Here is a 17,487-nt window from a genome sequence, read left to right on the forward strand (position 1 = left end):
TGTGTCAGTGCGCCTGTTCGGACGAGGCGGCGGCCGGCGTGCCCTCGGGTGCGTCGCCGTTCTCGACGCGCGTTTCGGGCATCGCGAGCCAGACGAGCAGGACCGCGAGCGCGCCAGCAGCGGCGAGCCCGAAGAAGCTGATCGCATTGCCGAAGTGATCGGCGACATAGCCGGCCACGGCCGTGCTGAGCGTCGCGCCGATCCCGGCCGCGAGCCCGAACAGCCCGATGCACAGGTTGTAGCGGCCCTTGCCGCCCGCGACGTCGGCCGCGATCAGCGGCAGCATCACGCCGAACACGGCCGCGCTGATGCCGTCGAGCATCTGCACCGGCACGAGCAGGTACGGGCTGCTCACGCCGGCGAACAGCAGCGCGCGCACCGGCAGCGCGGAGAAGCCGAGCAGCAGGATCGGCCGGCGTCCCCAGCGTTGCGAGGAACGGCCGACCCACGGCGACAGCATCGCGACGATCGCCTGCGGCACGATGATGCACGCGGCGATCACGAGCTGCACGTTCTCGCCCATCCCGGCCGTCACTTCGCCGGCCGCGAGGTTGAGCATCGCCGCGTTCGACAGGTGGAACAGCACGACGCACGCCGCGAAGATCAGCATCCGGCGATCGCGCAGCAGTTCGAGCAGCGTCTCGCGGTGCTCGCCTTCGTCGTGATCGTCGGGTTTCGACGATTGCGGGATCACTTCGTGGGTCGGCTGGATCATCGCGAGCGCGAACAGCGCGGGCAATGCCAGCACGGCGGTCAGCCAGAACACCGCGCGCGCGGAGAAATACTCGCCGGTGAGCCCCATCAGGCCCGCCGCGACCGCGCTGCCGATCGACGCCCAGCGTGCGTTGCGGCCGAGCCGGTCGCCGAGATCGGCACGGCCGACCAGCGAGAACGAGATCGCGGCCATCGCCGGCACGAGCATGCAGCTCGCGAAGCCGTGGAACACTTCGGCCGCGATCACCGGCACGATCGTCGGGCTCGACGCGAGCAGCACCGCGGACAGGATGATGGCCGCGATCGCCCACGCGGCCGCGCCTTTCTTGTTCTTCAGCGCATCGACGGCCGCGCCGCCCGGCACCTGGCTGACCATCGCGCTGATCGTGCCGATCGACAGCACCATGCCGATCTCGCCCTGCGTCCACTTGTGCGACGCGAGGTAGGACGCGATGAACGGACCAAACCCGGTTTGAACGTTTGCAACGAAAAAGTTGAGCCAGTCGAGGGACCGCAGACTGCGCACGCTGACGGAATGCTTGATCGTCATCGGGTGGCACTCGCAGACGAAGCCGGCACCGGTGCCGGGGCAACGGGCGGGAAGACCGCGATGATCGGCTTGTCGGCCGCGTAGGGCGGCGACGCCTTGATCTGCGCATCGTTCAGGTCGAGCTGCGGATGCAGCGCCTTGTCGCGCGTGACGAAGCGCAGCGCGCCCCAGCTCGCGGCGATCGAGCGGCGGTCGGTGTTGACGAGCCCGCCGAGGTCGAGCACGACCGCCTGCGGCTGCGCGGCGCGGTCGATCAGCACGTCGACGATGCGGCCGATCTTCGTGCCGTTCGGGCGCTCGACATCGCTGTCGAGCATCGGCAGTCGCGTCGCGGGCGACGCCGCGGCCGAACCCGACAGCGGCACGGCCTTCGGCCGCGCGGCCGGAGGCAGGTCGCCCGACGGCACGTCGAGCACGATCGGCTCCTGTTTGCCGCCCGGCGTGAAGCGGAACACGTTCCACGGGAAGATGACCTTGCGGTCGCCGACACCCATGAAGCCCTGCAGGTTGACGATCATCTCGCGCGGCTTGCCGCTCGCGTCGGCCACCATGTCGACCGCGCGGCCGATCACCTTGCCGTTGCGGCGCGCGACCTCGCTGTCGAGCAGCGCATGGATCTGCGTGCGGTCGAGCGGGCGCGTCGCGACGATCGGGGCGGGCGGTGGTGGCGGAGGCGTCGGTGTTTCGGGGCGCTGCACGGGTTTCGGCCGCGTCACTTCGCGGTGCGGTTTCTTCGGTGCTTCCGGCGCTTCCGGCTGCGTCGGCGCCGGCACGGGCGGCATCGTCAGCGGTTCGCCGGCGGTTTCCTCGACGGGCTCGACGAGCGCTTCGCTGATCGGCGCGGGCGGATTCTGCGTCGGCAGCAGCCCGCAGCCGGACAGCAGCGCGGCGGCGAGAACGAGGAAGACCGTCGAGGACGGGAACGACATGCGGGATGCGGGAAACGGAAATCCGCCGCTCATTGACACTCACTCCATGGGTCGGGGGCCGGGCCCGGAGGCGCGCGGCTGGCGATGGATGGCGGGTGCGGGCGGCGCACCACGCGAGGTGAGAGTTTAACGTGTCTTCCTTTCAGGGCCGATTTCGATGGCTTGCTGGAGGCGGACTGTCGGGGAAAGGTAGGGATCGGCGGCCGTCGCGTCTCAGTCGGGCGACGGGGAAGGCCGGCGGATGAGGGGCGGCTCACACGGGTGCCGCCCCGGCCCGCCGCCGTCATGGCGGGCAGGCGCGGGCGCTGCATGAAGCAGGGAGAAAACGGAGCGTCAGGCGTCCGGGTACCACGCGTCGGTGAATTCGCTGACCCGGACGTCGGTCAGCTCCGGACGTGCGGCCAGCCACGCCCGCACGTTCTCGCGGTCGGCGTCGGTGGTCGTGCCGCGCGGCGCGCCGGAGATCACGTAGGCGCCGATCCCTTCGTCAGCGGAGGCGACGGTCAGCAGCCCGTTCGCTTCGACGAAATCGATGAATGCATCGATCAGCTGGCCACGTTCGAGGTCGGACAGCTCGTTGCGGTATTGCGCGGCCGCGTTGAACGCGAGTTCCTGGAACTCGGCGATGTGGAGTTTCTTGCGCTGGCGGCGGTTGTGGCGTTGGCTCATGGTGTGTGGTGAGTGAATGTGAGGTGGGAAAGGATAGCGCGGCGGCCGCTGCGGGTACTGTCCCGACGTGCCGCGCGGTCCGGCCGGTCGCGAAAGGGGCGAGCGTTGCGTCGTCGCGATCTCGTGCTGTCGCGCGGCCGATCAGAAAACCATCGTTGAACAATCGATCGACTTGGCTTTCGCGGTGCGGCTCGGCCGGCGGCTGATTGCACGCGTGACCGAATGATACAGGGATGGCGAGCGTCTTCGGCTTTGCCAGGGCCGGCGGCTTCGAGTCGAGCGATACGAACCAGCGAATCGGCGAAATGCAAAAAGCCCGCTTGCTGTCGCAAAGCGGGCTTCGATGTTTGGTTGCGGGGATAGGATTTGAACCTATGACCTTCGGGTTATGAGCCCGACGAGCTGCCAGACTGCTCCACCCCGCGGCGCGAATTATAGTGACACTGCTGCGGTGCGTCAAATGCTCAGTGACCAAAGTTGAAATCAAGCGGCCGCGCTTCGCTCGCCAGCGGGCGCTTACGTTGCCCGAGCCCTCGAAGCTCGGCGTGCCAACTGATATTTTTGCTCGATGCCCGCGGCAAGGGTGGGGGCGATCTCCCGATTCGGAGATCGCCGCGCATGACCTTACATCAGCACGATATCGTACTGTTCCTGGCTCAGGTTCGACTCGACCTGCAGCGACACCGGCTTGCCGATGAAGTCGATCAGCATCGCGAGATGCTGTGACTCCTCGTCGAGGAACAGGTCGATCACCTGTTGCGCGGCGATCACGCGGAATTCGCGCGGATTGAACTGGCGCGACTCGCGCAGGATCTCGCGCAGGATGTCGTAGCACACCGTGCGCGACGTCTTCACCTGGCCCTTGCCCTGGCAGGTCGGGCACGGCTCGCATAGCACGTGCGCGAGCGATTCGCGCGTGCGCTTGCGCGTCATCTCGACGAGCCCGAGCTGCGAGAAGCCGTTGACCGTCACGCGCGTGCGGTCGCGCGACAGCGCCTTCTTCAACTCGGACAGCACCGCGTCGCGATGCTCGGCGTTCTCCATGTCGATGAAGTCGATGATGATGATCCCGCCGAGGTTGCGCAGCCGCAGCTGCCGCGCGATCGTATGCGCGGCCTCGAGGTTGGTCTTGAAGATCGTGTCGTCGAAGTTGCGCGCGCCGACGTAGCCGCCGGTGTTCACGTCGATCGTCGTCATCGCCTCGGTCTGGTCGATCATCAGGTAGCCGCCCGACTTCAGGTCGACGCGGCGCGACAGCGCGCGCTGGATCTCCGTCTCGATGTTGTACAGGTCGAACAGCGGCCGCTCGCCGGTGTAGTGATGCAGCTTCGGGCTCACCGCCGGCGTGAATTCGTTCGCGAATTCCGCGAGGCGCTGGTACGTCTCGCGCGAATCGACCTGGATGCGCGTCGTGTCGTCGTTCGCGAAATCGCGCAGCACGCGCTGCGCGAGATCGAGATCCTGGTACAGCAGGCTCGTCGCCGGCAGCCGCTGCGCCTGGGCCACGATGGTCGTCCAGGTCTTGCGCAGGTAGGCGACGTCGCCGGCCAGTTCGTCGGAGGTCGCGTCCTCGGCGATCGTGCGCACGATGTAGCCGCCTTTCTCGTCCGGCGGGATCACGGCGGTCAGCCGCGCACGCACGGCCTCGCGCTCGGCCTCGCTCTCGATCTTCTGCGAGATGCCGATGTGCGGCTCCTGCGGCAGGTAGACGAGCGTGCGGCCCGCGATGCTGACCTGCGTCGACAGTCGGGCGCCCTTCGTGCCGATCGGATCCTTGATCACCTGGACCATCAGCGTCTGGCCTTCGAACACGGTCTTCTCGATCGGCTGGTGCGGCGCGCCCGACTGCGGCTCGCCCGCGAGGCGCGGATGCCAGATGTCGGCGACGTGCAGGAACGCCGCGCGCTCGAGACCGATGTCGATGAACGCCGACTGCATGCCGGGCAGCACGCGCACGACCTTGCCGAGGTAGATGTTGCCGACCCGCCCGCGCGACAGCGTGCGCTCGACGTGAAGCTCCTGCACCGCGCCTTGCTGGACGAGTGCGACCCGCGTTTCCTGCGGCGTGAGGTTGATCAGGATTTCTTCGTTCATGGTGCGATTCAGAAGGCGACGCGCGCGGTGCGCAGCAACGCGGCAGTCTCAAAAAGGGGCAGACCCATGATACCCGAATGGGAACCGTCGATTCGCTCGATGAATTCGGCCGCGCGTCCCTGGATCGCGTAGGCGCCCGCCTTGCCGAACGGTTCGCGGGTGTCGACGTAGCGCTCGAACGCGTCGCGCGGCGCGGCCGAAAAGCGCACCGACGAGCGCGACAGCGCGGGCGGCAGCAGTTCGCCGTCGGCGCCGACCACCGCGACGGCGGTCAGCACCTCGTGTTCGCGGCCTGCGAGGCGGGTCAGCATCGCGAGCGCGTCGTCGGCATCGGCCGGCTTGCCGAGGATCGCTCCGTCGATGGTCACCGTGGTGTCCGCAACCAGCACCGGCGCGGCCGGCTTGCCGCTCGCGACGAGACGCGCCCGCGCGGCCTCCGCCTTCGCGACGGTCACGCGCTGCACGTACGCATCGGCGGCTTCGCCGGGCAGCTCGGCTTCGAGCGCCTCCGCGTCCTCGTCGGGGCGCGGCAGCAGCAATTCGAAGCGCACGCCGATCTGCTGCAGCAGCTCCTGGCGGCGCGGGCTTTGCGAAGCGAGGTAAAGGGTCGGGAAAAGGGCAGGGGGCGTGCTGGACGGCATGGTGTCGTTATCTCGTTGAGCGCGCGCGGCGCGCGTCCCGAGGACGGCACGTCATGCGCGATGGTAGGGGTGATTCTGCGTGATGCTCCACGCGCGGTAAAGCTGTTCGGCGAGCAGCACGCGCACCATCCCGTGCGGCAGCGTCATGCTCGAGATGCGCAGCAGCAGGTCGGCGCGCGCCTTGAGTTCCGGATCGAGCCCGTCGGCACCGCCGATCACGAACGCGACGTCACGGCCGTCCTGCTGCCAGCCGGGCAGCGCCTGCGCGAGCTGCATGGTGGTCCAGTCGCGGCCGCGCTCGTCGAGCGCGACGATGCGCGCGCCCTTCGGCAGCGCGGCCTCGATCTTCTGCCGCTCGGCCGCCATCACGCTTTCCGCGCTGCGGCCGCCCGAACGCAGTTCGGGCTTGATCTCGCGCAGTTCGATGCGCAGCTCGGGCGGCATCCGCTTCGTGTATTCGTCGAAGCCGGACGCGATCCAGCCGGGCATCTTGTGGCCGACCGCGAGGATGAAAAGCTTCATCGGGACGACTCGCTGCGGCTCAGCGGCGGCGGGCAGCCGTCTTGCGCGCCGGGCGTGCGGGCGCTTCTTCCTCGTCGTCCTCTTCTTCGCTGGCGGTAGCGAGACCGTTCGGACCCTTGCCGCCGCCGAGCTTCATCCGCACGGGCTTGTCGCCCCAGATTTCCTCGAGGTTGTAGTACTGGCGCAGCGCCGGTTGCAGGATGTGCACGATCGCGTCGCCGCAGTCGACCAGCACCCATTCGCCGGTGTCTTCGCCCTCGGAGCTGACGATGTCGCCGCCGGCTTCCTTGACCTTGTCGCGCACGCTCGACGCGAGCGCTTTGGTCTGGCGGTTCGACGTGCCCGACGCGACGATCACGCGGTCGAACAGTTCGGTCAGGTGGCTGGTGTTGAACACCTTGATGTCTTGCGCCTTGATGTCTTCGAGAGCGTCGACGATCACGCGCTGCAGTTTGCGGATATCCATGGAATCAGGAATGGTAGAGACGATGTTGAAGAATATAGGCCCAGACGGCGGCCGGCACATGCTCGGCCGACGCATCGGGCATTTGCGCGTGACGCGCGATGCATTCGCGCAGGTGTGCGCGGATGTCGGTTGCGGCGATATCGAACGCCAGCGTCGTGTCGATCAGCAGGTGGCCGGCCGGCGTCGCTTTCAGCACGTCGGCACCGGCCTGCCGCCGCGCGATTTCCTGCGCGACGTCCGGCGGCGCCGCGCCGAGGTCGAAGCCCGGGCGCGTCGACGCGCACACGTGCGCGTAGTCGAACAGCTTGCGCCAGTCGCGCCACGTGTCGAGCCGCACCAGCTGGTCGGCGCCGATCAGCAGCGCCAGCGACGCATCGGGGCCGATCCGCTCGCGCCAGCGTGCGAGCGTCTCGACCGTATAGGTCGGCCCCGCGTGCTCGATCTCGTCGGTCGCGACGGTGACCGTCACGCCGGGCAGCGACAGCGAGCCGGCAGCGGCGCGCGTCATCGCGAGCCGATGCTCGGCGGCCGACACGTCGCGCTTCTGGTACGGCTGCCCGGCGGGCAGCAGCGCGAGTTCGGTCAGGCCGAGCACGTCGGCGAACCGGCGCGCGAGCGCGAGGTGGCCGTCGTGGATCGGGTCGAACGTGCCGCCCAGCAGGCCGATACGACGTGACAGCGGCTGCGGGGCGGGGCGGGTGGTGGTGTCCAGAAAAACGTGTCCTGTTCTTGAGGCGGCGGGGCGCGGCGGGCTCAGACCCAGTCGCGCGGCACGAGGAACTCGCTCAGGCGCGCTTCCGGCGAGCCCGGCTCGGGCTGCCAGTCGTAACGCCAGTGCGCGACCGGCGGCATCGACATCAGGATCGACTCGGTCCGGCCGCCGCTTTGCAGCCCGAACAGCGTGCCGCGGTCGAACACGAGGTTGAATTCGACGTAGCGGCCGCGCCGGTAAGCCTGGAAGTCGCGTTCGCGCTCGCCGTACGGCAGCGCGACACGGCGTTCGACGATCGGCAGGTACGCGTTCAGGAACGCGTCGCCGACGCTTTGCATCATCTCAAACGAGCGTTCGAATCCGGGCTCGGAGAAATCGTCGAAGAAGATCCCGCCGATGCCGCGCGTCTCGTTGCGGTGCTTCAGGAAGAAATACTCGTCGCACCACGTCTTGAAGCGCGGGTAGAGCTCGGCGCCGAACGGATCGAGCGCGTCCTTGCAGGTCTGGTGGAAATGCCGCGCGTCGTCCTCGAACGGATAAACCGGTGTCAGATCCATGCCGCCGCCGAACCAGAAGATCGGCGCCTCGCCGGGCTTCGTCGCGATCAGCATCCGCACGTTCATGTGCACGGTCGGGCAGTACGGGTTGCGCGGATGCAGCACGAGCGACACGCCGAGCGCCTCGAAGCCGCGGCCGGCCAGCTGCGGGCGCGCGGCACTCGCCGACGGCGGCAGCGCATCGCCCGCGACGTCGGAAAAACCGATCCCCGCGCGCTCGAACACGCGGCCGCCTTCGAGAATCCGCGTGCAGCCGCCGCCGCGCAGGCGTTCCTCGGGCCCGCGCTGCCACGCGTCGGTCGCGAGCGGCGTGCCGTCGAGCGCGCCGAGCGCGTCGGCGATGCGTGTCTGCAGGCCCTGGAGATACGTGCGCACGCGCGCCACGTCGTAGGTCGAATCGGTCATGTCTGGACTGGCTGCCCCCGCGCGAAGCGGGGGCCGTAAAAAAGGCATCTGCCGGGCATTCTATCGAACCCCGGCAGAGGAGGCCGCCGTTTGCGACGGCAAAGCGGCGGTCAGGGTGTTACGTGCTCTTGCGATTCAGCGCGCGGAAGCCGATGTCGCGGCGGTACTGCATGCCTTCGAAATTGATCTGGTTGATCGTGTCGTACGCATGCTGCTGCGCTTCGCGCACCGAATCGGCGAGGCCGACCACGCACAGCACACGGCCGCCGGACGTCGTCAGCTTGTCGCCGTCGAGCGTCGTGCCCGCATGGAACGTCACGGCCTGCTCGGTCTCGGCCGGGATCCCGTTGATGCGGTCGCCCTTGCGCGGCGCGTCCGGATAGCCGTGCGCGGCCAGCACGACGCCGAGCGCGGTGCGGCGGTCCCAGTCGAGCTCGACCGTGTCGAGCGTGCCCGCGATCGCCTGTTCGACGACCTTCGAGAAATCGCTCTTCAGGCGGGCCATGATCGGCTGCGTCTCGGGGTCGCCCATCCGGCAGTTGAATTCCAGCGTGCGCGGATTGCCTTCCTTGTCGATCATCAGGCCCGCATACAGGAAGCCCGTGAAGCGGATGCCGTCCTTCTCCATCCCGCGCACCGTCGGCATGATGATTTCGCGCATCACGCGTGCGTGCATCTGCGGCGTGACGATCGGCGCGGGCGAGTAGGCGCCCATGCCGCCCGTGTTCGGGCCGCGGTCCTCGTCGAGCAGGCGTTTGTGGTCCTGGCTCGAGGCCAGCGCCAGCGCGTGCTTGCCGTCGACCATCACGATGAAGCTCGCTTCCTCGCCATCGAGGAATTCCTCGATCACGACGCGCGCGCCGGCGTCGCCCAGCTTGTTGCCCGACAGCATCATGTCGACCGCGGCATGCGCTTCTTCCAGCGTCATCGCGACGACGACGCCCTTGCCGGCCGCGAGGCCGTCGGCCTTCACGACGATCGGCGCGCCTTTCGCGTCGAGGTACGCGTGCGCGGCGGCCGCGTCGGAGAAAGTTTCGTAGTCGGCGGTCGGGATGCCGTGGCGCTTCATGAACGCCTTCGCGAAATCCTTCGAGCTTTCGAGTTGCGCGGCTTCGCGGGTCGGGCCGAATACCTTGAGGCCGCGCGCGCGGAACAGGTTGACGATGCCGGCCGCGAGCGGCGCTTCCGGCCCGACGAGCGTGAACGCGACGCCTTCGCTTTCCGCGAAATCGGCCAGCGCGTCGAGCGACGTGATGTCGATGTTCTTCAGACGCTCGTCCTGCGCCGTGCCGCCATTGCCGGGCGCGACGTAGACCATCTGGACGCGCGGCGACTGCGCGAGCTTCCACGCCAGTGCATGTTCGCGACCGCCGGAACCGACGACGAGTAGTTTCATGGGATTCCCCGCAGACTAGAAAACAGGGCGGCCGGCACGCTCAGGCGCGCCGGCCGCGAAATCGGTCGGGCCGCCGTCGCAACGCTGCGCACGGCGGCCGGCATCTCATTCCTCGACGATGACGGCGTTCGTATACACCTCCTGCACGTCGTCGAGGTTCTCGAGCGCGTCCAGGAGCTTCTGCATCTTCGCCGCATCGTCGCCGGTAAATTCGACTTCGTTCTGCGGCTTCATCGTCACTTCGGCGAGTTCGGCCTTGAAGCCCGCGGCTTCGAGCGCGTCCTTCACTGCCGAGAACGCCTGCCAGTCGCACAGCACTTCGATCGAGCCGTCGTCGTTCGTGCTGACGTCGTCCGCGCCGGCTTCGAGCGCCGCTTCCATCAGCGCGTCTTCCGACGTGCCGGGTGCGAACAGGAACTGGCCGACGTGATCGAACATGAACGCGACCGAACCGTCGGTGCCCATGTTGCCGCCGAACTTCGAGAATGCGTGACGGACTTCCGCGACCGTGCGGGTGCGGTTGTCGGTCAGCGTGTCGACGATGATCGCCGCGCCGCTGATGCCGTAGCCTTCATAACGGATTTCTTCGTAGTTCGCGCCGTCCGCGCCGCCGACGCCGCGGTCGATCGCGCGCTTGACGTTGTCCTTCGGCATGTTCGCGTCGGCCGCCTTGTCGACCGCGAGACGCAGGCGCGGGTTCGAACTCGCGTCGCCGCCGCCGAGGCGGGCCGCGACCTGGATTTCCTTGATCAGTCGGGTCCAGATCTTGCCGCGCTTCGCGTCGGCTGCTGCCTTCTTATGCTTGATGTTGGCCCATTTCGAATGACCAGCCATACCTTTCTCCGTGCCCGGGCGCGCTGCGCGGGCGATTGTGCCAATGTGTCGTTGAATCGGCGGCCGTCTGGGCGGGCATGAAGCCGCGGGGCCGCGCGTGTCGAGTGGAACGTGATTTTATCACGCGGCGACCGTCGCTTCGGGGCCGCCGCGCATGGCCGAACGGCCGGGCGGGCCGTTGCGGCGTGCCGGGCCGCGCGGCCCGGCGTCGTCGTATGTCAGTTCTTGGTGCCGAACAGGCGGTCGCCCGCGTCGCCCAGGCCCGGCACGATGTACGCATGCTCGTTCAGGTGCGAGTCGAGCGACGCGACGAACAGCTTCACGTCCGGGTGCGCGTCCTGGAACACCTGTACGCCCTCGGGCGCGGCGACCAGCGCGACGAACATGATGTTCGCGGCCGGCACGTTGCGGCGCTTGAGCACGTCGACCGCGTGCACGGCCGAATAGCCGGTCGCGACCATCGGGTCGCACAGGATGAAGATGCGATCCTCGAGATCGGGCAGGCGCACCAGGTATTCGACCGGGCGGTGATCTTCGGCGCGGTACACGCCGATGTGGCCGACGCGCGCGGACGGCACCAGGTCGAGCAGGCCGTCCGACATCCCGATGCCGGCGCGCAGCACGGGCACGATCGCGAGCTTCTTGCCCGCGATCACCGGCGCGTCGACCGCCACCAGCGGGGTTTCGACCCGCTTGGTCGTGATCGGCAGGTTGCGGGTGATCTCGTAACCCATCAGCAGCGTGATCTCGCGCAGCAGTTCGCGGAACGTGCGCGTCGACGTGTCCTTGTCGCGCATGTGGGTCAGCTTGTGCTGGATCAGCGGGTGATCGGTGATGAAGAGATTCGGGAAACGGCTGTCCTGTTTCATGACGGGGTGCCTTGGCGGCAAAAGGGGATCGGGGGCGGCGCCGGCGCCAGGCCGGCCGCCGCTCATGGCCGCAATTTTACCAAGGCGCGCCACGTGATCCGGATATTATCGACGTCTCACGACAATCCGCGCGCCGTGTTCGCCCGCTCGCGACCGTTCGCGACCGTTCGCCCGCCCGGCGAACCGGCCTGCGACCCGTCGGCGACCCGGCCCGTCCGGCGCGCGTCGCCATAAAGGAATCGACGATGGATCTCGGCATCGCAGGAAAGACCGCGCTCGTGTGCGCGGCGAGCAAGGGGCTCGGGCGCGGCTGCGCGGAAGCGCTGGCCGCCGAGGGCGTGAACCTCGTGATCGTCGCGCGCACGCGCGACACGCTGGAGGAAACCGCGGAGGAGATCCGCGCCGGGTCGAACGTGTCGATCACCGCCGTCGCCTGCGACATCACGACGCCCGACGGCCGCGCGGCCGCGCTCGCCGCGTGCCCGCAGCCGGACATTCTCGTGACGAATGCCGGCGGGCCGCCGCCCGGCGATTTCCGCGATTTCTCGCACGACGACTGGATCCGCGCGCTCGAGTCGAACATGCTGACGCCGATCGAGCTGATCCGCGCGACCGTCGACGGGATGATCGGCCGCGGCTTCGGCCGGATCGTCAACATCACGAGTTCGGCCGTGAAGGCGCCGATCGACGTGCTCGCGCTGTCGAACGGCGCGCGCTCGGGGTTGACCGGCTTCGTCGCGGGGCTGTCGCGCAAGGTCGCGGGGCAGGGCGTGACGATCAACAACCTGCTGCCCGGGCTGTTCGACACCGACCGGATCGCGACGACGCTCGCCGCGTCGGCGAAGGCGCAGGGCGTGAGCGTCGACGAGATGCGCGCGCGGCGCGCGAAGGAAATCCCGGCCGGGCGCCTCGGCACGCGCGCCGAATTCGGCGCGGCGTGTGCGTTCCTCTGCAGCGTGCATGCAGGCTATATCACCGGGCAGAACTGGCTGCTCGACGGCGGCGCGTATCCGGGCACGTTCTGACGCGCACCGCCGTTCACACATACGACAACAATCGACCCACGAAGGAAACGGAGATGAGCAAACCCCGCATCGCACTGATTGCGCACGACGCGAAGAAGGACGAGATCGTCGCGCTCGCGGGCCAGTACCGCGCGACGCTCGCGCAATGCCGGCTGGTCGCGACGGGCACGACGGGCGGCCGCATCGCCGCCGCGCACGGGCTCGAGGTCGAGCGCAAGCTGTCGGGGCCGCAAGGCGGCGACCTGCAGATCGGTGCTGAGCTGGCCGAAGGCCGCGTCGACATCGTCGTGTTCCTGCGCGACCCGATGACCGCGCAGCCGCACGACCCGGACATCACCGCGCTGGTGCGCGCATGCGACGTGCACGACGTGCCGGTCGCGACGAATGTCGCGACCGCGCGGATGTTGCTCGACGATCTGGCGCGCAACATGCAGGACGTTTGCTAGGCGTTCGGCACGCGTGAGTGTGCGTGCTTGCCGCCATCTGTCGTGTGGATGACATGTGACGGATGGCGGTGAGCGTTGATAGCGCCGAAACAGGCGCGGATTGCGATGCCCGAGATCGCGGCCGGTCGCTCATCGTAACGACCAGAACCACACGGTTGATGCAGCCCAGTAGCAATCCGAACTGCAGAGGGCGCGGGCGCCATCGATCAGGTCGATGTGTCCGCCGCGGCCGTTCATGTATCCGGGGATGTTCCAGAAGGCCACGACGCCCTTTCTGGCGGCAATGCCGGTCGTCGCATCGTCTCGCCGGCACACTTCAGCCTTGCCGAAATAGGCCGGCTCCGCCAGCATGTTGGCCAGCCTCGCCTGGCCGGCTTCAATTCGCCGTCCACGGTGCGGCCCCTTCTGAATGACGAGGCCGCCGCGCAATGTCATTCCGCTCTTGACGAGTGCCAGGCTGATCCGAATGGCGCACGTATTTGCATACGCCGGATTGGCGACCAGGTCTTGCCAGCCGAGCTCCTCGTATAGCGCTTCCCTGGATACCGTCCCGTTGTCCGGATAGTGGCTGTTCAGTAATGAGAAGTGTGGTTTCAAGCAGATCGTCCCCGATCAACGGCACGGATATTTCTGCTGCAGGATGCGGGTGATCAGGCCTGCTGCGTTTGTGCGCAGCGCATCGTTCGGCAGTTTTCGAAGACCGCCGATCACTTCCGAATCGATCTCTCCGGATTTGAGGCGCCCGTTGTCGCACCAGTCGTTGCCTTCGGTCATGTCGGCCACGCCGGCCAGATAACCGGTCATGACGTGGCGCTCGGCGTCGGCGTACGGATTGTTGTCCGTACGGCTGATGCCGTTGAGCAGCCGCGCACCGTCGACGCGTGGGAGCGCGGCTCCGTTCACGGTGCCGATACCTGCCGACAACGATGCGAAAACAAATGCATGGCGGATGAAAAGGGCGTTCATGGCATGGGGTTCGTGAATTCGGCGCAAAGCAAAATAGCACGCTCACCGTCCCGGGAATCTCCATGGACCGCATGATTTCGCGGGGGACCGCACGGTGCAATGGGTGGCGACGCTTTGCCATCGCTGAATGGACAGCCATTCGTCCGACCGAAGATGGTTCCTTGAACGTGGCGAAATGTTACACGTGGGGCACGCGCCGCACGCGAGACGAGCGCAAGGTCGCGACGGATCGGATGGCGCACCATCCGCCGGAATGCACGTCACGTGCCGATCGTCTTTCGCGAAGACCCTACGGTCGTGAAGGGATTGCCGCGGCGTGCAGCACGAGCGCGCGCGACGCGCGAAAATCACGCGCAGTGTCCCGCGTCTGCCCGCCTCGCCGTTCGGGGGCAGCGACGTATTTGCCGAACCGAATTTCCAGACAAGCGAGGAGCGAAACGATGCCGAAAGCAATCCGATACGACCAGGCAGGCGGCCCGGACGTGATGAAGTGGGTCGACGTCGAGGTCAGCGAGCCGCAGGCGGGCCAGGTCCGCGTCAAGCAGCATGCGGTCGGGCTCAACTATATCGACGTGTATTTCCGCACCGGCCTCTATCCGCAGCCGTTGCCCGCCGGGCTCGGGATGGAGGCGGCCGGCGAGGTGACGGCGGTCGGCGATGACGTGACCGCGTTCAAGCCCGGCGACCGCGTCGCCTATGTGTGGTCGTCGCCCGGCGCGTACGCGCAGGAGCGCGTGCTGCCCGCCGACCGCCTCGTCAAGCTGCCGGACGGCATCAGCTACGACGCAGCGGCGTCGGTGATGCTGCAGGGCCTGACCGCACACTACCTGCTGCGCCGCACCTATCCGGTCAAGGCCGGCGACACGATCCTGATCCATGCCGCGGCGGGCGGCGTCGGCCTGCTGGTCTGCCAGTGGGCGAAGGCGCTCGGCGCAACGGTGATCGGCACGGTCGGCTCCGACGAGAAGGCCGAACTCGCGAAAGCGCACGGCTGCGACCACCCGATCGTCTACACGCGCGAGAATTTCACGCAGCGCGTGAGGGCGATCACGAACGATGCGCTCGTGCCGGTCGTCTACGATTCGATCGGCAAGGACACCTACATCGGTTCGCTCGACTGCCTCGCGCCGCTCGGGCTGTTCGTCAGCTTCGGCAACGCGTCGGGCCCGCTGCCGCCGATCGACTCGAAGGAGCTCTCGTCGCGCGGTTCGCTGTTCTTCACGCGGCCGACGCTGTTCTCGTACATCGCGAAGCGCGCCGATCTCGAAGCCGCGGCCGCCGAGCTGTTCGACGTGATCCTGTCGGGCAAGGTGAAGACGAGCATCAACCAGCGCTATCCGCTCGCGGAAGTCGGCCGCGCGCATGCCGACCTCGAGTCGCGCAAGACGACCGGCTCGACGATCCTAATTCCCTGACGCATCCCTTCGCGCCGGCACCACGCCGGCGCGCACCCTGGCGGGCGGCGACGGTCGCCGTCGGTCCAGTCTTCGTCTCGACCGACGTTCGGTCCGCTGTTCCGCCCGCTGTCCCGCCGCCGTTCCACCCGCCGTCCCCCGCCGTCCGCCGCCGCACGCGTTTACGCGTTTTTTATACTGGCCCGATGACCTTTGACCCGTCCTTTACGCGCGTTCCCATAAGGTTCTAGTCGTCCGATTTCGACGACGGAGAACACAAAAATGGATGGGGTTTTCATCGGCGCACTGGTGCTGTTCACAGCGCTGATCCTCGGTTTGCTTGCCGGTTGCGAGACGCTCGCGCAATACGGCCGCGGGGGGCGCGCATGACCTGGATGCTTTGGCTGGCGGGTGCCTCGACGGCCCTGCTGTTCGCGTATCTCGTCTTTGCGCTGCTGCGCGCGGAGGACATCGAATGAACGCGAACAACCTGTTGCAGACGCTGCTGTTCATCGTCGTGCTGCTTGCGGCGGCCGTGCCGGTCGCGCGCTACCTGACGGCCGTGATGGACGGCAGCTCGCGCGTCGTGCGCGTGTTCGGACCGCTCGAGCGCGTGCTGTACCGCATCGCCGGCGTCGACGCCGGCACCGAGATGAACTGGAAGCGCTACGCGGTCGCGACGATCGCATTCAACGCGCTCGGCGCGCTGTTTCTCTACGGCCTGCTGCGCCTGCAGGGTTTCCTTCCCGGCAATCCGCAGCAGTTCGGCGCGATGACGACTGACGGCGCATTCAACACGGCCGTCAGCTTCGTCACCAACACGAACTGGCAGGACTACACGCCCGAGCAGACCGTCAGCTACCTGACGCAGATGCTCGGCCTGACGGTGCAGAACTTCCTGTCGGCCGCGACCGGCATCGTCGTCGTGATCGCGCTGATCCGCGGCTTTGCGCGTCACACCGCGCAGACGATCGGCAACTTCTGGGTCGACCTCACGCGCGTGACGCTGTACGTGCTCGTGCCGATGGCGGCGCTCGTCGCCGCGCTGTTGATGAGCCAGGGCGTGATTCAGAACATGAAGTCCTACCAGGACGTGCCGGTGCTGCAGACGAGCACCTATGCTGCGCCGAAGCTCGACGCGCAGGGCAACCCGGTGAAGGACGACAAGGGTAACGCGGTCACGGTGCCGACGCAGCTGACGAAGCAGACACTCGCGATGGGCCCGGTCGCGTCGCAGGAAGCGATCAAGATGCTCGGCACCAACGGTGGCGGCTTCTTCAACGCGAACTCCGCGCATCCGTACGAGAACCCGACGCCGTTCGCCAACTTCGTTCAGATCTTCGCGATCCTGATCATTCCGGCCGCGCTGTGCCTCGTGTTCGGCCGGATGATCGGCGACCGCCGGCAGGGCATCGCGGTGCTCGCGGCGATGACGGTCGCGTTTGCGGTCGCGATCGGCGTCGAGGTGAGCGCCGAGCAGGCCGGCAACCCGGCGCTCGCCGCGCTGCACGTCGACCAGTCGACGAGCACGCTGCAGCCGGGCGGCAACATGGAAGGCAAGGAAACGCGCTTCGGCATCGCGCAGACCGGCATCTTCACGGTCGCGACGACGGCCGCGTCGTGCGGCGCGGTCGACACGATGCACGATTCGCTGACGCCGCTCGGCGGTCTCGTGCCGATGCTGCTGATGCAGCTCGGCGAGGTGATCTACGGCGGTGTCGGGTCCGGTCTCTACGGGATGCTGGTGTTCGCGCTGCTCGCGGTGTTCGTCGCGGGCCTGATGATCGGCCGCACGCCGGAATACGTCGGCAAGAAGATCGAGTCGTACGAGATGAAGATGGTGTCGATCGTCGTGCTGCTCACGCCGCTGCTCGTCTTGGTCGGCACGTCGATCGCGGTGCTGGCCGACGCGGGCCGTGCCGGCATCGCGAACCCGGGCCCGCACGGCTTCTCGGAAATCCTGTACGCGTTCAGCTCGGCCGCGAACAACAACGGCAGCGCGTTCGCGGGCCTGACGGTCGGCACGCCGTTCTACAACTGGATGACCGCGATCGCGATGTGGTTCGGCCGCTTCGGCACGATCGTGCCGGTGCTGGCGATCGCCGGCTCGCTCGCCGCGAAGAAGCGCATCGCGGTGACGAGCGGCACGCTGCCGACCCACGGCCCGCTGTTCGTCGTGCTGCTGCTCGGCACCGTGATGCTGGTGGGCGCGCTGACCTACGTGCCGGCGCTCGCGCTCGGCCCGGGCGTCGAGCATCTGATGATGTGGCTGGGCGCATGACGCACGAGCGCATGGCG

Annotated in this window: 19 protein-coding genes and 1 tRNA gene; 5 read left to right on the plus strand and 15 right to left on the minus strand. The window is 67.7% G+C overall.

From position 1 onward, the window contains the following. Window positions 1-4 precede the first annotated feature (4 nt). The 13 genes from DID99_RS21755 to upp form a co-directional block, all read right to left on the minus strand. Complete coding sequence (locus DID99_RS21755; RefSeq protein WP_124487207.1) at window positions 5-1,264, minus strand: MFS transporter; 1,260 nt, start codon at window positions 1,262-1,264, stop codon at window positions 5-7. After that, on the minus strand, window positions 1,261-2,226 hold the full coding sequence (locus tag DID99_RS21760) for a PRC-barrel domain-containing protein (protein ID WP_124487208.1): 966 nt from the start codon (window positions 2,224-2,226) through the stop codon (window positions 1,261-1,263). The genes DID99_RS21755 and DID99_RS21760 overlap by 4 nt, the downstream gene beginning before the upstream one ends. A 300-nt stretch (window positions 2,227-2,526) precedes the next feature. Continuing rightward, window positions 2,527-2,862 (minus strand): YggL family protein, encoded by a 336-nt coding sequence (locus DID99_RS21765; protein ID WP_044844709.1) that lies wholly within the window; start codon window positions 2,860-2,862, stop codon window positions 2,527-2,529. 348 nt (window positions 2,863-3,210) lie between these two features. After that, window positions 3,211-3,287, minus strand: a tRNA-Met gene (locus DID99_RS21770). A 199-nt stretch (window positions 3,288-3,486) separates the two neighbouring features. Further along, a complete protein-coding gene (gene rng, locus DID99_RS21775) occupies window positions 3,487-4,956 on the minus strand; it encodes a ribonuclease G (RefSeq protein ID WP_044844707.1) in 1,470 nt (489 codons plus the stop codon). Window positions 4,957-4,964: 8 nt separating this feature from the next. Beyond that, a complete protein-coding gene (locus DID99_RS21780; RefSeq protein ID WP_124487210.1) occupies window positions 4,965-5,597 on the minus strand; it encodes a nucleoside triphosphate pyrophosphatase in 633 nt (210 codons plus the stop codon). Between the two features lie 51 nt (window positions 5,598-5,648). Then, entirely contained in the window at window positions 5,649-6,119 is a 471-nt protein-coding gene (gene rlmH, locus DID99_RS21785; protein ID WP_044844705.1) for a 23S rRNA (pseudouridine(1915)-N(3))-methyltransferase RlmH, read from the minus strand. A gap of 19 nt (window positions 6,120-6,138) precedes the next feature. After that, a complete protein-coding gene (gene rsfS, locus DID99_RS21790; RefSeq protein ID WP_044844704.1) occupies window positions 6,139-6,585 on the minus strand; it encodes a ribosome silencing factor in 447 nt (148 codons plus the stop codon). Between the two features lie 4 nt (window positions 6,586-6,589). Continuing rightward, window positions 6,590-7,297, minus strand: a complete 708-nt coding sequence (locus DID99_RS21795) for a nicotinate-nucleotide adenylyltransferase (RefSeq protein WP_082088490.1) — start codon at window positions 7,295-7,297, stop codon at window positions 6,590-6,592. 41 nt (window positions 7,298-7,338) lie between these two features. Beyond that, window positions 7,339-8,259: an oxygen-dependent coproporphyrinogen oxidase gene (gene hemF, locus DID99_RS21800; RefSeq protein ID WP_124667534.1), complete on the minus strand. Its 921-nt coding sequence runs from the start codon at window positions 8,257-8,259 to the stop codon at window positions 7,339-7,341. A gap of 118 nt (window positions 8,260-8,377) precedes the next feature. Further along, complete coding sequence (gene purD / locus DID99_RS21805; protein WP_124667535.1) at window positions 8,378-9,655, minus strand: phosphoribosylamine--glycine ligase; 1,278 nt, start codon at window positions 9,653-9,655, stop codon at window positions 8,378-8,380. A 105-nt stretch (window positions 9,656-9,760) separates the two neighbouring features. Next, a complete protein-coding gene (locus DID99_RS21810) occupies window positions 9,761-10,489 on the minus strand; it encodes a YebC/PmpR family DNA-binding transcriptional regulator (protein WP_044844700.1) in 729 nt (242 codons plus the stop codon). Between the two features lie 218 nt (window positions 10,490-10,707). Continuing rightward, the gene (gene upp, locus DID99_RS21815) at window positions 10,708-11,358 is read right to left on the minus strand and encodes a uracil phosphoribosyltransferase (RefSeq protein WP_006478229.1); all 651 of its coding nucleotides are present in this window, start codon (window positions 11,356-11,358) and stop codon (window positions 10,708-10,710) included. Between the two features lie 245 nt (window positions 11,359-11,603). Here upp and DID99_RS21820 point away from each other — a divergent pair, with 245 nt between their 5' ends. Beyond that, complete coding sequence (locus DID99_RS21820) at window positions 11,604-12,383, plus strand: SDR family oxidoreductase (RefSeq protein WP_044844699.1); 780 nt, start codon at window positions 11,604-11,606, stop codon at window positions 12,381-12,383. 53 nt (window positions 12,384-12,436) lie between these two features. After that, a complete protein-coding gene (locus tag DID99_RS21825; RefSeq protein ID WP_044844698.1) occupies window positions 12,437-12,829 on the plus strand; it encodes a methylglyoxal synthase in 393 nt (130 codons plus the stop codon). Between the two features lie 129 nt (window positions 12,830-12,958). Here DID99_RS21825 and DID99_RS21830 read toward each other — a convergent pair whose 3' ends face one another. Next, the gene (locus DID99_RS21830; RefSeq protein WP_185733806.1) at window positions 12,959-13,426 is read right to left on the minus strand and encodes a T6SS effector amidase Tae4 family protein; all 468 of its coding nucleotides are present in this window, start codon (window positions 13,424-13,426) and stop codon (window positions 12,959-12,961) included. A 15-nt stretch (window positions 13,427-13,441) separates the two neighbouring features. Next, entirely contained in the window at window positions 13,442-13,795 is a 354-nt protein-coding gene (locus tag DID99_RS21835) for a Rap1a/Tai family immunity protein (RefSeq protein ID WP_124571645.1), read from the minus strand. Window positions 13,796-14,235: 440 nt separating this feature from the next. On the opposite strand from DID99_RS21835, the gene DID99_RS21840 reads away from it, so the two are divergent. The 3 genes from DID99_RS21840 (at window position 14,236) to kdpA (ending at window position 17,470) form a co-directional block, all read left to right on the plus strand. After that, entirely contained in the window at window positions 14,236-15,210 is a 975-nt protein-coding gene (locus DID99_RS21840) for a quinone oxidoreductase (protein WP_124487215.1), read from the plus strand. Between the two features lie 365 nt (window positions 15,211-15,575). Beyond that, window positions 15,576-15,668 carry a K(+)-transporting ATPase subunit F gene (kdpF, locus tag DID99_RS21845; RefSeq protein WP_006752209.1) on the plus strand — a complete coding sequence of 31 codons (93 nt, stop codon included), beginning with the start codon at window positions 15,576-15,578 and terminating at the stop codon, window positions 15,666-15,668. Further along, complete coding sequence (gene kdpA / locus DID99_RS21850) at window positions 15,665-17,470, plus strand: potassium-transporting ATPase subunit KdpA (RefSeq protein WP_124667537.1); 1,806 nt, start codon at window positions 15,665-15,667, stop codon at window positions 17,468-17,470. Before kdpF ends, kdpA begins: the two co-directional genes overlap by 4 nt. Window positions 17,471-17,487 lie beyond the last annotated feature (17 nt).

Origin of the sequence: Burkholderia sp. Bp8986 (assembly GCF_003854225.1) — a bacterium.
In the GTDB taxonomy this organism is placed as follows: Bacteria; Pseudomonadota; Gammaproteobacteria; order Burkholderiales; family Burkholderiaceae; genus Burkholderia.

Bases quoted from the DNA above. Each gene is read 5' to 3' on its own strand.
- DID99_RS21810 (WP_044844700.1), bottom strand. From the start codon at position 10,489: ATGGCTGGTCATTCGAAATGGGCCAACATCAAGCATAAGAAGGCAGCA.
- rlmH (WP_044844705.1), bottom strand. From the start codon at position 6,119: ATGAAGCTTTTCATCCTCGCGGTCGGCCACAAGATGCCCGGCTGGATC.
- upp (WP_006478229.1), bottom strand. From the start codon at position 11,358: ATGAAACAGGACAGCCGTTTCCCGAATCTCTTCATCACCGATCACCCG.
- DID99_RS21835 (WP_124571645.1), bottom strand. From the start codon at position 13,795: ATGAACGCCCTTTTCATCCGCCATGCATTTGTTTTCGCATCGTTGTCG.
- purD (WP_124667535.1), bottom strand. From the start codon at position 9,655: ATGAAACTACTCGTCGTCGGTTCCGGCGGTCGCGAACATGCACTGGCG.
- kdpA (WP_124667537.1), top strand. From the start codon at position 15,665: ATGAACGCGAACAACCTGTTGCAGACGCTGCTGTTCATCGTCGTGCTG.
- hemF (WP_124667534.1), bottom strand. From the start codon at position 8,259: ATGACCGATTCGACCTACGACGTGGCGCGCGTGCGCACGTATCTCCAG.
- DID99_RS21825 (WP_044844698.1), top strand. From the start codon at position 12,437: ATGAGCAAACCCCGCATCGCACTGATTGCGCACGACGCGAAGAAGGAC.
- DID99_RS21780 (WP_124487210.1), bottom strand. From the start codon at position 5,597: ATGCCGTCCAGCACGCCCCCTGCCCTTTTCCCGACCCTTTACCTCGCT.
- kdpF (WP_006752209.1), top strand. From the start codon at position 15,576: ATGACCTGGATGCTTTGGCTGGCGGGTGCCTCGACGGCCCTGCTGTTC.
- DID99_RS21765 (WP_044844709.1), bottom strand. From the start codon at position 2,862: ATGAGCCAACGCCACAACCGCCGCCAGCGCAAGAAACTCCACATCGCC.
- DID99_RS21755 (WP_124487207.1), bottom strand. From the start codon at position 1,264: ATGACGATCAAGCATTCCGTCAGCGTGCGCAGTCTGCGGTCCCTCGAC.
- rsfS (WP_044844704.1), bottom strand. From the start codon at position 6,585: ATGGATATCCGCAAACTGCAGCGCGTGATCGTCGACGCTCTCGAAGAC.
- rng (WP_044844707.1), bottom strand. From the start codon at position 4,956: ATGAACGAAGAAATCCTGATCAACCTCACGCCGCAGGAAACGCGGGTC.
- DID99_RS21840 (WP_124487215.1), top strand. From the start codon at position 14,236: ATGCCGAAAGCAATCCGATACGACCAGGCAGGCGGCCCGGACGTGATG.
- DID99_RS21820 (WP_044844699.1), top strand. From the start codon at position 11,604: ATGGATCTCGGCATCGCAGGAAAGACCGCGCTCGTGTGCGCGGCGAGC.
- DID99_RS21760 (WP_124487208.1), bottom strand. From the start codon at position 2,226: ATGAGCGGCGGATTTCCGTTTCCCGCATCCCGCATGTCGTTCCCGTCC.